Genomic DNA, 14,651 nt, shown 5'->3' with positions numbered 1-14,651 from the left:
TAAGGTAGTATCCTTATTGGCATTGAAGGGAAAAGCGTTAAGAATTCTATGTAATGAGGCGTTAAAAATGATTTTCTTGTTTGAGCAAAGCGAGTTTAAAATCATTTAGCCGATTGGAGTAGAATTTAGCTTTTGACTTCACAGCCTTGAATTTTTGCTTCGTTTTGTTTCAAGACAAAATGAAGAGGAAAGGTGATTGAAAGTAGTACTTTGAAAGTAAAGCACAAACCCTTCACAATTTATTTTTAGCCCCCTCTCAAAATGCATTTAATTTCAACACTTCCCGGAGGATGGAACCCCAACGACGAAGGCGTTTTCCATATCCAACAAACTACAGGTGATCTTCTTTTCTTATCCGCAGCAGATACGGAGTTATTCACCGTCAACAAAGCCTATCAAGAATTACATCAAGAAGAAGCCAAACTGCCAAGTTTACGTTTAGCCAACTTGACGTACTTCAAGCAGGAATTGACGATTGATACTTATATCGAGGAAGTAGTGTCAGAAGCCAAAGTAGTCGTGTTGAAATTATTGGGAGGGACCGCTTACTTTTCTTATTTATGTGAAGCCATTGTTGAGTTTGCAGAAGACAATGATATCGATGTGATTTTCCTGCCGGGCGATAATAAACCCGATTTGGAATTGATGCAGATGTCCACCTTGCCCCTTTCAAAAGTTAGTGAAATATGGCAATATTTTGTGATGGGAGGAAAGCAAAATACTAAAGAGGTGTTGAAGCTGATCATGAATGAAACATTGGAGTACGATTTTCCAATCAAGGCCCAAGAAAGTATTCCTGATTTATTCCTTTATCATCCTTCAAAAGGAATTCTTAATCAACCTTTAGCACATACAGAAAAGGCAACGGTATTGATATTAGGCTATAGAAGTTATTTCTTAGCCGATAACCTTGATCCTTTTATTGCAGTCACTGAAGAGTTGGAACGAAGAGGAGTGACAGTCATTACTTGCATGGCCTTGTCGTATCGTGATGAAGATATTCAGCAACGTATTTTTTCTCTTTTAGAAAATTGTAAAATTGCTCCGCCTAATGTACTGATCAATACGACCGGTTTTTCATTACAAGGTTTTCAAGACAATGAAACCAAAGGAATTTTTGATACACTCAATGTTCCCGTCATCCAAGCAATATTGGCGAGTTGTAATAAGCAAGTGTGGGAAGAAGGGACTTTCGGTTTACCTCCGACTGATATCGCCATGAATATCGCTTTGCCGGAAGTGGATGGAAAGATCATTACCTCAGTGATCGCCTTCAAAGAAGCCAAGGAAAAGGACGAGTTGACGGATTCTGAAATTGTATATTTTGAGCCTCATTTAGAAGGCTGTCAGTTTGTAGCCGAACATGCAAAGGCTTGGATTCAATTGGGAGAAAAAGAAAACAACCAGAAAAATGTGGCGGTTATTCTTCCGAACTATCCTAGTAAAAATAGCCGTTTGGCCAATGGAGTAGGATTAGATACGCCAGCAAGTACGGTTGAAATACTAAAAGCTTTAAAAGACTCTGGCTATAAGTTAGGTGAAAATGTTCCCGAGGGGACAGAGGAATTAATGGAGTTGCTGACGGAAAATGTCACGAACGAACTGGAATCACTTTCTTACAAATCAGCTGAAATTAAAATCAAAGAAGAAGAATTTTACACCCACTATAACCATCTATCCATTGCATTAAGAGAGAAAGTAGAACAACGGTGGGGGCATCCATCAAAATCACCGAATTACAGGGAAGGTTATTTTCTAATTCCAGGAAAGCAACTAGGCAATATTTTCTTAAGTATTCAACCCAATCGAGGCTATAATATCGATCTGCAAGCCACGTATCACTCTCCTGATTTACCACCGACTTACGCTTATTTGGCGTATTATATTTGGTTGCAAAATTACTTCTCAGCCGATGCCATCATTCATGTTGGAAAGCATGGCAACTTGGAATGGTTGCCAGGGAAAGGGGTAGCACTGTCGAAGGAATCTTGTTTTCCTGCCGCCATTTTGGGAGCAATTCCTCACTTCTATCCCTTTATTATTAATGATCCAGGGGAAGGAACACAAGCTAAAAGACGTAATCATGCCATTATTTTAGATCACCTAATTCCACCGATGACAAGGGCTGAAAATTACGGTGAGTTGCTTCAATTGGAATTGTTGATTGATGAGTTTTACGAGTCGGCTTTACTTGATCCCAAGAGAGCCAATTTGATTAAATCGAAAATTGAAAACCTTGTCAATACAACTCATTTGAGAGTGGATTTGAATGAAGATGGAAAAGATATTGATGTACTTTTGGAGGTGATCGATGGCTATTTATGTGAATTAAAAGAAGCTCAAATTAGAGGTGGATTACATATTTTCGGTTTACTGCCATCAGAGGAGAAATTCTTGGATATGTTGGTGGCATTGCACCGCTTACCTCAAGGAGATACAAAGAGTATTTTACAAGCCTTAGCCATTGATTTGGAATTAGCATTTGATCCTTTGGATACTGTTTATGAAACGGCATTACACCAAACGATCATGGGAGTAGAATGCAGAACGATTGGTCAGGCAGTTGAGGTTTTGGAAAATAGAGCGAAGACGATCATAGAAGGAATCATTCATAATCAAGAAGGGAATTACGGTGAGGAAACACAAAAAGTCGTCTTATTTATCAAAGAAAAAACGATCCCAACTTTACTAAAAACAAGGAATGAAATAGACCACCTTCTGAAAGGTTTAAATGCCCTATATATTCCTGCCGGTGGATCGGGTGCTCCGACCAGAGGACGTTTGGATATTTTACCGACAGGAAGAAATTTCTATTCCGTAGATACAAGAACAATTCCTTCTCCATCCGCTTATGATCTAGGCGTGAAAAGTGCTCAAAATATCATTGATAGATACTTGCAGGAAGAGGGAGAGTTTCCAAGTTCAGTAGCGATTTCTGTTTGGGGAACCTCAACTATGAGAACAGGTGGAGATGATATAGCACAAGCTTTTGCATTATTGGGTGTCAGACCAATTTGGCAGGGAGCCAACCGTAGAGTCAAAGATTTTGAAGTCATTTCAACATTGGAATTAAAACGTCCAAGAGTCGATGTTTTATTGCGTATTTCTGGTTTCTTCAGAGATGCCTTTCCGGATGTGATTTCCTTATTCAATTCAGCTGTTGAGAAAGTAGCTCAATTGGATGAGCCGTATGATTTGAACCCGATAAAAGCTCGTTTTGAAAAAGAAAGAGAGGATTGGAAGAAAGAAGGATTGGATGAAAAAACGGCTCACGAACGTTCATTGTACAGAGTTTTCGGTTCCAAGCCAGGAGCGTATGGAGCAGGCTTGCAGGGATTGATTGATGAGAAAAACTGGACGAATCAGGAAGACCTTGCTAATGTATATATCAATTGGGGAGGCTATGCGTATACGGGAAGAAGAAATGAAGGAAAGTCAGCACATGAGACTTTCAGAAAGCGATTATCTATGGTGGAGGTAGTGGTCCAAAATCAAGATAACCGAGAGCATGACTTATTAGATTCTGATGATTATTACCAATTCCAAGGAGGAATGACAGCGGCTGTCAACTTGGAGAAAGGAGAAATGCCGACCACTTACTTTGGGGATCACTCACGCCCTGAACAGCCAAGAATCAAATCGCTGAAAGAGGAACTATTAAAAGTATACCGCTCAAGAGTAGTCAATCCAAAATGGATGGAAGGGATGAGAGATCATGGTTACAAAGGAGCTTTCGAAATGGCCGCTACCATGGATTACCTTTTTGCTTATGATGCAACCACTAATTTGATTGAAGATTTTATGTATGAAGGCATCACAGAAGAGTATCTTTTCAATCAAAAAAATCAAGAGTTTATCCGACAACATAACCCGTGGGCATTGAAAGATATGTCGGAGAGAATGCTGGAAGCGATTCAAAGAGGATTGTGGGAAAAACCAAATCAAGAAACTTTGGATCAGTTGAAATCATTGTATATGAAAGCGGAGGGGGAACTAGAATAGGATAATTGTAATATAATTGATATTCAATGTAATGTGAGTGCAAATTTGTGTGATGAATGTATCAATAGGTTTTCATTTTATATTTAACTTATATAAAATAATCCACAACCCTAAAACTATTTATGGACACATTAATTGAATCAATCTACGCCCTTGAAATCCTAGACTCAAGAGGCAATCCTACCGTACGCGTTTATGTAGAATTGTATGACGGAACAAGAGAATACGCTTCCGTTCCATCAGGAGCATCTACAGGTCAAAATGAAGCACTAGAACTAAGAGACGGAGATGAAAGGTATGGAGGAAAAGGAGTACAGAAAGCAGTCGAAAATGTAATCACTACTATTGCTGATGCCTTGGAAGGAATGGATGCCACCCAACAAAAAGAAATAGATTACACTATGATTGAATTGGACGGGACGGACAATAAGTCAAAACTCGGTGCTAATGCAATTTTAGGTGTTTCAATGGCAGTGGCAAAAGCGGCAGCAAGGTCATTGGATTTACCCTTGTATCAATATTTGGGAGGAACCAACGCTGTTCGTATTCCAGTGCCCTGTATGAATATTCTGAATGGCGGAGAACATGCAGATAACAGTGTAGACTTTCAAGAATTCATGCTCGTACCTCATGGTGCACCTTCATTCAAAGAAGGGCTACGTTATGTGGCGGAAACCTTCCATATTCTAAAAGGAATTTTAAAAGAAAGAAAACTAGCCACCAGTGTAGGTGATGAAGGAGGTTTTGCTCCGGATTGTGAAAGCAATGAAGCGGCCATTGAATTGATTATTGAAGCCATAGAAAAGGCAGGGTACAAACCAGGAAAAGACCTTTCAGTAGCGGTGGATAATGCTGCTAATTCATTTTGCTCTAACCTAAAAGATAATTATGATTTAGTCTGGTCAGGAAGAGGAAAAATGACTTCAGATGACTTAATCGATCTAGCAGGAGAGTGGTTGGACAAGTACCCGATTATTCTTTGGGAAGATCCTCTAGCAGAAAAAGATTGGGATGGTTTTGCCAAATTCACTGCAAAATATGGAGATAAGATAGAGGTGGTTGGCGATGATATTTTTGTGACCAATACCAAATACATCAAAGAAGGGATTGAGAAAAAAACAGCTAACTCTTGTTTGATTAAGCTGAATCAGATTGGAACCGTGACTGAGACCATAGAAGCGGTGAGAATGTGTAGAGAGGCAGGGTGGCGTTATTTCCTCTCACACAGATCTGGAGAAACAGAAGATACTTTCTTGGCTGATTTTGCTGTCGCAATGGATGGAGGGCATCTCAAAACAGGTTCAGCTTGTAGAGGTGAACGTATTGCTAAATACAACCGTCTATTGGAAATTGAGCATGAATTGGCAGGGAGATCAGAATATAGATGGAAGTAAAAAACATTTCAATTAACAAAGAATACCATCTTTTCGGGTGGTATTCTTTGGCTTTTTAAAAGAACCAAAACCAATTCCTCATTAATTTTTAAAGTTTTTTTGTCAGTAAAATACTAAAACCACGACTTAAATATGATGCTGCTAAAAAATTGAATGAGACAGACATCAAACAACAATAATTTTTTAAACCAAATTTTAACTTTTGCTATGAAAAAGCTGTTATTGACTTTATTCATCTCACTTTTTTCTTTGGGTTTGTACGCTCAGGACTCAGAAATACTGCCTTCAAAATATTTATATGCAGACGCGACTGTTCAAATCAGTTCTGATTTTGTAGGGTCATTGTCCCTTGGTCATTCTTGGGGCTTGGGACAAAAGAAGAAATTCGTACTAGGGACAGGTCTTCGATATTCTTTTTTCCAAGGGAAAGATAATAAAGAGTTTTACTCTGCTCCTCCAGAGTTTTATGGAAAAGAAGACAAGCAAGATACTTTGACAATTGCTTCTCCTAGTCAGTCAAACATCGTGCTTTATATTTCTTTGAGTTACCGTATCAAAAGTAAGTTTGAAGTCGGTATGAATATTGATGCTGTAGGTTATACTTTTGGATCAGACAAAGATGCTATTTATACAGGAAATGGAAGTTCTCAACCCACAACAGCTTCTTCCAACAACGTTTCAGCTTTATTGATTGGAGCCAATGATATTGGTATGTTAAGTTCTGAATTTTATGTGCAATATCACTTCAATAAAAAGTGGTCAGCGAAGTTAGGTTTTGCTCATACCTTCACAGAATTTCAAACACCAACAGAATTGCAACCTGGTAATGATAGGTTTAGAGGAGTCAGTGATGGTTTAGTGATTGGTGCGAGATACAACATTAAATAGATATTATGATGAATAACAAAACCCTAATCTTATTAACTTCATTATTCCTTTTCGTCCTGACAGGACACGCTCAAGAAATCAATGCTTCAGCTTCAAAAATTGATTTTACAATCAGTAATTTCAAAGTCAATTCTGTTGAAGGTTTTTTCAATGGAATGAGTGGCAGTATTCAATTTGATGAAAATGATTTATTCTCTGCAAAATTTGATGTTTGTATTGATGCATCCACTGTTAATACGGACAATGAAAAAAGAGATAAACATTTAAAAAATGAGGACTTTTTTGATGTTGAGAAATTTCCCAAAATATGCTTTAAGTCTAGTGAAATCATTAAAAATGGAGATCAATATATGACCAAAGGAAATCTCACTTTACATGGCATAACCAAAGAAGTGTCTATTCCATTTACAGCTAATAGTTCAACTTTAGTGGGTAAGTTTGAGATCAATCGTTTAGATTATGACTTAGGTAAAGGTACGGGCACATTTACAGTTGGGGATGAAGTTGAAATTAAAATTACGTGTGTCTTACATTCATCGAATTAAGATACTTATTAATCATCATCTGTAAAGATCAAAGCTTTTACAGATGATGATTTTTTTTATGAAAAAACACTCTACTTTTCAGCAGAGTGTTTCAATATTTTGACTCGAACTAATAGGCTATTAAGCCTCTACTAGATCTAAGATTTCTTTCAATTTTACGAGTACAGTATCAATTTCTTCTTTTGTATTATATTTTGAGAAAGAAAAACGAACTGAAGTTCTATCGGCGTCACCGCCAATTCCTGCAATAACGTGAGAGCCTTGAGTGGCACCGCTGCTACATGCACTACCTCCAGATACTGATATCTTTTGAAGATCTAGAGCAAATAACAACATTCCATTTTTTGGAGAAGGAGGGAAGCTCACATTCAAGACCGTGTATAAGCTGTTGTCAAGATCGTCGCTCATTCCATTAAACTCAACGCCAGGAATATGCTCGACTAATTGACCTCTCATGTATTCTTTCACTTCTTTGATATGGGCAGTATGAGCATCCATTTCAGCATTGGCAACTTCCAACGCTTTTGCCAAACCTACAATACCCCATACATTTTCAGTACCCGAACGTACTTCTCTTTCTTGTCCGCCACCTTCAATCAAAGCGGGCATTTTAGTTCCTTTTTTAATGTACATAAAACCGGCACCCTTTGGTCCATGGAATTTATGTGCAGCACCTGCTAACGTATGGATGTGCATCTCTTTGACATTAATTGGGAAGTGACCTACACTTTGTACAGTATCTGAATGGAAAAATGCACCAGAAGCTTTGCAAAGTTCTCCTACACGGTGGATATCCAAAATGTTTCCGATCTCATTATTACAGTGCATCAATGTCACTAAAGTTTCCGATCCATTTTCAGCTAAAAGTGCTTCTAACTGATCAAGATCAAGATTGCCTTTTGAGTCAGCATCCAAAAAGACCAATTCAATACCATTCTCATTTGCTAAGTGTTCGGTAATATGAAGTACAGCGTGATGCTCTAATCGAGAAGAGATGATTCTTTTCAGACCATAAGCTTGCACAAGACCTTTGATAGCCGCATTATCTGTTTCGGTACCACCAGATGTAAAAATGATTTCAGAAGGTAAAGCGTTGATGCTCTGAGCAATCGTTTTACGTGCTTTTTCAATCTCTGCTTTAGAGGCTCTACCATGTGCGTGTGTGGAAGATGGATTACCGAATACTGTATCCATGGAAGCAATCATTGCTTCTTTTACCTGTGGATCAAGTTGAGTACTTGCAGCGCTATCTAAGTAAATGCTCATGCCGTGTTTAATTAAGAATTGGTTGTGTGTATGTGTGAAAGTTATATCGTTTACACTCCAAAGTGTAAAGTTAAGACAAAAAACGGGCAATCTGAGAAGATCGCCCGCTTGATTATAATATATTAAGAGTCAACAGTCAGACTATGAAGTGTTTAACTGTTTTTATTCTTTCTTATTAAGCATCTGAACCTTCAGCCTTGAACTGAATGATTTCTTTGATATCAGAAATGATTTTTTGAGCTAAATGCTCAGCAGTTTGTTCTGAAGCTGATTCAGAGTAAATACGGATAATCGGTTCTGTGTTCGATTTTCTAAGGTGAACCCACTCTTTATCAAATTCGATTTTTACACCGTCTAAAGTATTTACTGGTTGATTAGCATATTTCTCTTCCATTTTTTGAAGAATAAGATCAACATCAATCTCAGGAGTCAGTTCGATCTTATTTTTAGAAATATGGTAGTCAGGGTAAGACTGACGTAACATGCTGGCAGAACCATTGAATTTTGCCAACTTAGAAAGGAATAATGCGATTCCTACTAATGCGTCTCTTCCATAATGAAGTTCTGGAAGAATGACACCTCCGTTACCTTCACCACCGATGACAGCATCAGTATCTTTCATCATTTTTACTACGTTGACCTCACCTACAGCAGAAGCAGTATAAGTACCGCCGTGCTTTTCTGTAACGTCACGCAATGCTCTTGTTGATGACATGTTAGAAACTGTATTGCCTTTTTTATGTTCTAAAACATAATCCGCAACAGCCACTAATGTATATTCTTCTCCAAAAGGAGTACCGTCTTCAGTAGTAAATGCCAAACGATCCACATCAGGATCTACAATAATACCTAAGTGATAGTTTCCGTTTTGTAATGTTGAACTTAATTCCGTGATATGTTCTGGAAGTGGTTCTGGGTTGTGAGGGAATCTACCATTAGGTTCACAGTATAACTCTTCAATTTGAGTCACACCTAAAGCATTTAAAATTTTAGGTACAGCAATACCTCCTGTTGAGTTGACACAGTCAATTACCACTTTGAAGTCTTTCGCACGAATAGCTTCAACGTCTACCATTGGTAGTGCTAAGATTTTCTCAATGTGTTTGTCAATGTAAGTGTCGTCGTGAGTAACTTTGCCAGTTTTTTTGTAATCTACGAACTCAAAGTTTCCATCTTCGGCATTTTGAAGGATTTCTCCCATTGCTTCAGCAGAAATAAATTCACCTTTTGAATCCAATAGTTTTAGGGCATTCCAATTAGCAGGGTTGTGGCTTGCAGTTAAAATGATACCACCAGCAGCTTCCTCCATTTCTACTGCCATTTCTACAGTAGGAGTAGTCGAAAGACCTAAGTTGATCACATGAACACCCATTGCTTGAAGAGTACCTGAAACGATGTCTGCTAACCAGCCACCAGAAACACGGGCATCTCTACCCAATACTACTTTATTGTTGTTGTCAGAGTTTTCAAGGATCCACTTTGCATAAGTGGAAATAAATTTAGCTGCATCGATAGGGTTTAAAGAATCTTCTGTAGATCCGCCAATAGTTCCCCTAATACCAGAAATAGACTTAATTAATGTCAATGTCTCAAATTATTTGATTAGGCTACAAAAATAACGCTTTAAGTGATACTGTAAAGAGAATTAACATTCTTGTTAATTATTATTTAATAAAGGCTATATATCCTTGTTGATGTATTTCTTAAGTTTAAATGGTTGATTTTAAGTAGTATTGAGTCGTTTTTGTTAAGAAATGAATAAGGATTTGAATATTGATAAATTAAACCATTGTTTAATTGAATTTCAATACTGTCTTTCTTTTGATTCATATTGATGAAATGCGTGCTTGGATTAGAAAATAAAGATTGATGCTTTTTAATAATGGTTTCATATTCGAACATGGTTTTAGAACTATCTCTTAAAACAAAAGAATGAATTTGATTGTGGTCTATGAAACTAAACATGGGTGTTTTTGAAGCATAGAAATAAACCGCCTTTTGATGTTGATGATAAGTTGTGTTATACTGAATTATCATCGTCAAGAACATTAAACTTAAAGAAAGCCATTTGTTTCTTTTGAATGCTAAACTGATATAAATTGTAGAGCAAAGTAAAAGAGCAGTAGGAGCAGAGATGTTCACCCATGGGAGTTGTGGTAAGTCTTTAAACAGCAATAACCATTTTTGGAACAAGAAGTAGGTCCATTCATAAAAATCAATCAATATACTGATAGGAATATGCAAAGCATCTAAAAGAAGAATCAATAGTCCATTGTACATTAAAAGTAACGTAAAAAATCCACTTAGAATACTAGAAAAAAGGCTATAGGCAGGTATATATTGGAAGAAATAAGAAGTGAAACTAATAGTTCCTAATTGAGCTAATATTGAAACTATAATGATAGAAAATAGTGTTCTTATCATGTAAGGGTATTGGCCTACTTTATCCCAATGCTGAAAGACGCTAATAAATAGGACTGCTGAAAAGGAAAGAATAAAACCGATATCGAAGAGTAGAAATGGATCATAAATTAGAAAGCAGAAAGAGACAAAGCAAAGTAAGTTTAAAAGATTTACCTTTTGGTGAAATGCTTTCCCTAAAATCAAAATTGAAAACATACTCACTGCCCTCAAAATAGATGGAGTAAAACCAGCAATGGAGGCATAAAACCAAAGAAGGGGTAAGTAAATAAGTTGGAGTTTTTGAGCTGTTCTGATATGTAGATATTTCCTCCAGAAGAAAAACAAATCCAATATTAAAACAATAATTCCCACATGCATTCCCGATAATGCCAACAGGTGCATATTTCCTGTCTGTTGGAAAAGTTCGTATTCATTTTGTTGTAGATTTTTTTTATTCCCAATTAACAGTGATGAACTGATACCGTGTAATGCTACTGGAAAAATAGATTGAATTTTCTGCTGAAGTTGATCTCTAAAAGTAGGAGTATAAGAATGGAGTTCAATAATCTCAATTGTATCTGTGGTGATCTTGTAATGTACATTTTTACCTATCAAATAGTCAGTGTAGTCATACATGAAAGGGAATTGGTTTTTAGGAATAAGTTGGAGTGAATCTGGTATAAACACGATGCTTTGAGGGAATATTTTTTCACTACCGAAATAAGTCAGTACTACTTTATGCTCAAGTTGGTTGAGGTTTTGATTATCAATATTTCGGATCTTTGAGAGATAGCGTTTGACTTTTTCTTTTTCCGAAATTACCGATGTGATTTCAAGGTACACACCATCATGTTTAGGTAAAGGTATATATTCTTTTTGACATTGAAATAGGGTAAATCCTATCATCAAAACCGTACTGCAAATACCAAAAGTAGGAAAGATTGAAGCTGTATTTTTTCTATGAAGTACAACTGAAACCACAAATAATAAAATACAGAACAAAATGAGGTATTCACTGTTGATAATCAGTGTATCAAATAATGAAGAAAAGAGTATTCCTAGAATTAGAAATATATTAATTTTGAAGAAAGGAGCATTATGAATCATTTTTAGCAGTTGAGTTAGTTTTAGAAATTTATGCACCACTAATATAAAGAAGATTTACACCAATGAAAAAGCTATACCTAGTCCTAATTTTGAGCGTAGTTTGTTTTTCTTGTTCTCCAAAGGAAGACACAGAAAACGAGAGTGAAGATACGTTTTTTGATTTTGATTTTTTTGATGATAATGAAGAAGAAGAGGAAGAAGATGTTATTGAGGAAGAGGTGATATTAAAACCAAGTAATGAGAAACCAAAACTAGAGATTCCAAAAATTGAAGTTGATCAAGAAGAGGAAGAACAGGTAATAGAAAATAAAGAAGATGTGATTCTTGAGGAGGAAGAAGATATTGTCGAGGAAATCGAAGAAGAGGTTGTTAGAGAAGACAAATTAATCATTGTGGATTATCAAGAGTTTAGAGTTCGTTTTAAAACTACAGAGACTTTTGATGTAAATGAGATTGATTTTGAGGAGAAGTTAAAAAATAAGGGGTTATTGAAAAGATACAAAACCCAGCAAAGCTACTTTGATATATATGATATCGATAAGGCTGTCAATTGGAGTGGGGCAGGTGATTTTGCAGAGTTTGGGCAAGGATTTTATGAGAGATCAAAAGAAGTTTATAGCGGAAAATATGTCAATTTTGCAAAAAGAAAGGCGTTTATGTTTCATACCAAAATTTCTTTTGAACAAGACTTAAACTACTCTAACATCAAGAAACTGAAGTCAGACCATGACGTTCATAATGATCATAAGGTAGATGCTGTAGTGGTCTTTTTTGGAAAAGGAAAATATGGTTATCGATACATTTATCAAATAGGAAATCAACATGCTGAATTGACCTCACAAACCATGGAAGCCTATTAGTGGTCGTCAACCGTAAATTTGAAGTTGAAATTAACATCAATGTGTTGATCTACTTTTACCATACCCATCATTTTTTTAGGAGGCGTGAGCCCATAATCTAAAATATCGATTTGCTTTTCGCCTACGATTTGGAAGTTTTTGCCCTCTAAATGAGGAACAGTGTAGGTGATATCTTCAATACGTTCTACTCCTGCAATGGTCATACTTACTTTTCCAATCCCCTTGATGGATTTATCTTCACCTTGAAAAATATGCATAGAAACCAGCTTCATGGTTATGATTGGAAACTTTTCAGCATTCAATAATTCAGTAAACTCTTTGTTCATAAGTGCGATTCCACAATCAAAACAGGTCACGCAGAATTCTAACCCAGAGTGTTGTACATCGGTTAATTCATTGAAGATATTTTGAGTCAGTGTCAATTGACTTTGTATCCCATTTTGAAAAACACAATCGAAAGTATTGATATTGGTTTTTCCATCAATATGCATACTCGTATTGGGAACCACTTCTAAAATATATTCAGTAGGTATATAATCTGCTTTTTGGCTAAAAGCATTAAATGAAATAATGGAAAGTACAATTATATGAAGTAAGTGACGCATCGATGTATTAAAAATCAGGTGTTAGATAATTCAGCTTTAGTGTGGAAATTGTTAGTAACAATTATCCACTTTCAGTAGTTAAGATTAAAATTAATAGAAAAATAGGAAGACTTAAACAGGAACTTCTTAATACAATTTAAAAATGCCTTACTTTTATAATTATTATATTTTAAATTAACTATACGAGCATTTAGAGTAGGTTTGTAACACTGTATTTTGAATTAAAATAGGTGTTTATGCACTGTTAATTTTGTTCATATGTACAAAGTCAAAAATAAATTATAGTTAATTCAAATTCATTTTTTGTGAGTACAACGCCAAAAAACGTATTAATAGTGGTTCTATTGAAAGTTTTTTAAAGGAAGTAATCGCAAAATAATAAATAGAATTAGTATTAGATAATTTTGAATTTGTACTTATACTTAATTGAATACACTATTGTAATTGTAGAAGGCAATAAAAATTTATACAATGAATCAAATTACACTCAAGGTAAAAGAAGTAGTACAGGAAACTTCTGATACAGTCACTATAAAGCTAAAACAACCACTTTTTAAGAAGGTACAATATCAAGCAGGGCAATTCCTTACAGTAATCACTGAAGTAGAAGGGGAAAAATTAAGACGATCTTATTCGATGTCTTCTGCTCCACATCTTGATGCTACGATTGATATTACAGTCAAAAGAATTCCTGACGGAAAAGTTTCCAATCATTTAAATGACAAAGTCAAAGTAGGTGATATGTTGGAAGTCGTAGAACCTATGGGACAATTTTTATATGACCCTAGTAAAGAAGCAGAGAGACACGTAGTACTTTGGGGAGCAGGTTCAGGTATTACACCCTTGTTTTCTATGTTGAAAAGCTGTTTGTTTTTTGAACCAAAATCAAAAGTAACTTTGGTATTTGGTAATAGAAATGAAGATACTATCATTTTCAAAGAAGCATTAGAAGAGTTGAAAGAGAAATTTCAAGACCGCTTAGAAGTGGTACATGTGTTAAGCCAACCTTCAACGCAATGGGGTGGTTTCTCTGGAAGAATTGATGATGTAGTGGCAATTAATATCATGAATAGGTTAGCATTAACAGATTCTGAACACTACCTATGCGGACCTGATGGTATGATGGATGCAGTGACAAGTGCTCTGAAAAGAAATAAAATTCCTACATCTAAAATTTTTAAAGAAAGTTTTACTCCTGTATCAGGAAGTGATCACAGTGATAATGTGTCACCTGAAAATATTACTCTCGTAGTGGATGGAGAAGAACATAGCGTGTTTGTATCGCCTAACCAAACAATTTTAGAAGCAGCATTAGAAGAAGGTCTTGATGTACCTTACTCTTGTCAAAATGGAGTATGTACTGCTTGTAGAGCTAACTGTTCTTCTGGAAAGGTAGAAATGGGAGATACCATGGTTTTATCTCAATCGGAGATTGATAATGGGGATATCTTAACATGTATTAGTCATCCACTAAGCGGAAATGTTAAAATCACTTATGATTAATAACAATATTGATCTTCATTTACTTTTTTTGTTAATGAATCTTGGAATATTGAAATTTTAGTCGTTACTTTGAAACAT

The 14,651-nt window shown here is 35.9% G+C and carries 10 protein-coding genes; 6 read left to right on the top strand and 4 right to left on the bottom strand.

Annotated elements, in window-relative coordinates:
• Positions 1–261: 261 nt before the first annotated feature.
• The 4 genes from cobN to PL77_RS05085 all read left to right on the top strand — a co-directional run bounded on the left by cobN (position 262) and on the right by PL77_RS05085 (position 6,829).
• Positions 262–4,002 (top strand): cobaltochelatase subunit CobN, encoded by a 3,741-nt coding sequence (gene cobN / locus PL77_RS05100; protein WP_044202357.1) that lies wholly within the window; start codon positions 262–264, stop codon positions 4,000–4,002.
• A gap of 122 nt (positions 4,003–4,124) precedes the next feature.
• Entirely contained in the window at positions 4,125–5,396 is a 1,272-nt protein-coding gene (gene eno, locus PL77_RS05095; protein ID WP_044202355.1) for a phosphopyruvate hydratase, read from the top strand.
• A 207-nt stretch (positions 5,397–5,603) separates the two neighbouring features.
• Complete coding sequence (locus tag PL77_RS05090) at positions 5,604–6,284, top strand: hypothetical protein (RefSeq protein WP_156152246.1); 681 nt, start codon at positions 5,604–5,606, stop codon at positions 6,282–6,284.
• Positions 6,285–6,289: 5 nt separating this feature from the next.
• A complete protein-coding gene (locus PL77_RS05085) occupies positions 6,290–6,829 on the top strand; it encodes a YceI family protein (RefSeq protein WP_216595882.1) in 540 nt (179 codons plus the stop codon).
• 120 nt (positions 6,830–6,949) lie between these two features.
• Here the strand turns inward: PL77_RS05085 and PL77_RS05080 are convergent, their stop codons facing one another.
• From PL77_RS05080 to PL77_RS05070, 3 genes are all read right to left on the bottom strand, one after another.
• Positions 6,950–8,095: a cysteine desulfurase family protein gene (locus PL77_RS05080; protein WP_044202350.1), complete on the bottom strand. Its 1,146-nt coding sequence runs from the start codon at positions 8,093–8,095 to the stop codon at positions 6,950–6,952.
• A gap of 175 nt (positions 8,096–8,270) precedes the next feature.
• Positions 8,271–9,680 (bottom strand): phosphoglucosamine mutase, encoded by a 1,410-nt coding sequence (gene glmM, locus PL77_RS05075; RefSeq protein WP_044202349.1) that lies wholly within the window; start codon positions 9,678–9,680, stop codon positions 8,271–8,273.
• An 83-nt stretch (positions 9,681–9,763) separates the two neighbouring features.
• On the bottom strand, positions 9,764–11,605 hold the full coding sequence (locus PL77_RS05070) for a ComEC/Rec2 family competence protein (protein ID WP_044202348.1): 1,842 nt from the start codon (positions 11,603–11,605) through the stop codon (positions 9,764–9,766).
• A 62-nt stretch (positions 11,606–11,667) separates the two neighbouring features.
• Here PL77_RS05070 and PL77_RS05065 point away from each other — a divergent pair, with 62 nt between their 5' ends.
• A complete protein-coding gene (locus PL77_RS05065) occupies positions 11,668–12,465 on the top strand; it encodes a hypothetical protein (protein ID WP_044202346.1) in 798 nt (265 codons plus the stop codon).
• Here PL77_RS05065 and PL77_RS05060 read toward each other — a convergent pair.
• On the bottom strand, positions 12,462–13,070 hold the full coding sequence (locus PL77_RS05060) for a YceI family protein (RefSeq protein ID WP_044202345.1): 609 nt from the start codon (positions 13,068–13,070) through the stop codon (positions 12,462–12,464). The genes PL77_RS05065 and PL77_RS05060 overlap by 4 nt on opposite strands.
• 471 nt (positions 13,071–13,541) lie before the next feature.
• Here PL77_RS05060 and PL77_RS05055 point away from each other — a divergent pair, with 471 nt between their 5' ends.
• Positions 13,542–14,573, top strand: coding sequence for a ferredoxin--NADP reductase (locus PL77_RS05055; protein ID WP_044202342.1), 1,032 nt, complete (start codon positions 13,542–13,544; stop codon positions 14,571–14,573).
• Positions 14,574–14,651: the final 78 nt, after the last annotated feature.

The sequence above is a fragment of the Flammeovirga sp. OC4 genome (assembly GCF_000812565.1).
Taxonomy (GTDB): domain Bacteria; phylum Bacteroidota; class Bacteroidia; order Cytophagales; family Flammeovirgaceae; genus Flammeovirga.
This window is presented reverse-complemented; position numbering and strand designations above follow the sequence as displayed.

Coding starts and splice junctions, on each gene's coding strand:
- PL77_RS05065 (WP_044202346.1), top strand. CDS start 11,668: ATGAAAAAGCTATACCTAGTCCTAATTTTGAGCGTAGTTTGTTTTTCT.
- PL77_RS05085 (WP_216595882.1), top strand. CDS start 6,290: ATGATGAATAACAAAACCCTAATCTTATTAACTTCATTATTCCTTTTC.
- PL77_RS05080 (WP_044202350.1), bottom strand. CDS start 8,095: ATGAGCATTTACTTAGATAGCGCTGCAAGTACTCAACTTGATCCACAG.
- eno (WP_044202355.1), top strand. CDS start 4,125: ATGGACACATTAATTGAATCAATCTACGCCCTTGAAATCCTAGACTCA.
- PL77_RS05090 (WP_156152246.1), top strand. CDS start 5,604: ATGAAAAAGCTGTTATTGACTTTATTCATCTCACTTTTTTCTTTGGGT.
- PL77_RS05070 (WP_044202348.1), bottom strand. CDS start 11,605: ATGATTCATAATGCTCCTTTCTTCAAAATTAATATATTTCTAATTCTA.
- PL77_RS05060 (WP_044202345.1), bottom strand. CDS start 13,070: ATGCGTCACTTACTTCATATAATTGTACTTTCCATTATTTCATTTAAT.
- cobN (WP_044202357.1), top strand. CDS start 262: ATGCATTTAATTTCAACACTTCCCGGAGGATGGAACCCCAACGACGAA.
- PL77_RS05055 (WP_044202342.1), top strand. CDS start 13,542: ATGAATCAAATTACACTCAAGGTAAAAGAAGTAGTACAGGAAACTTCT.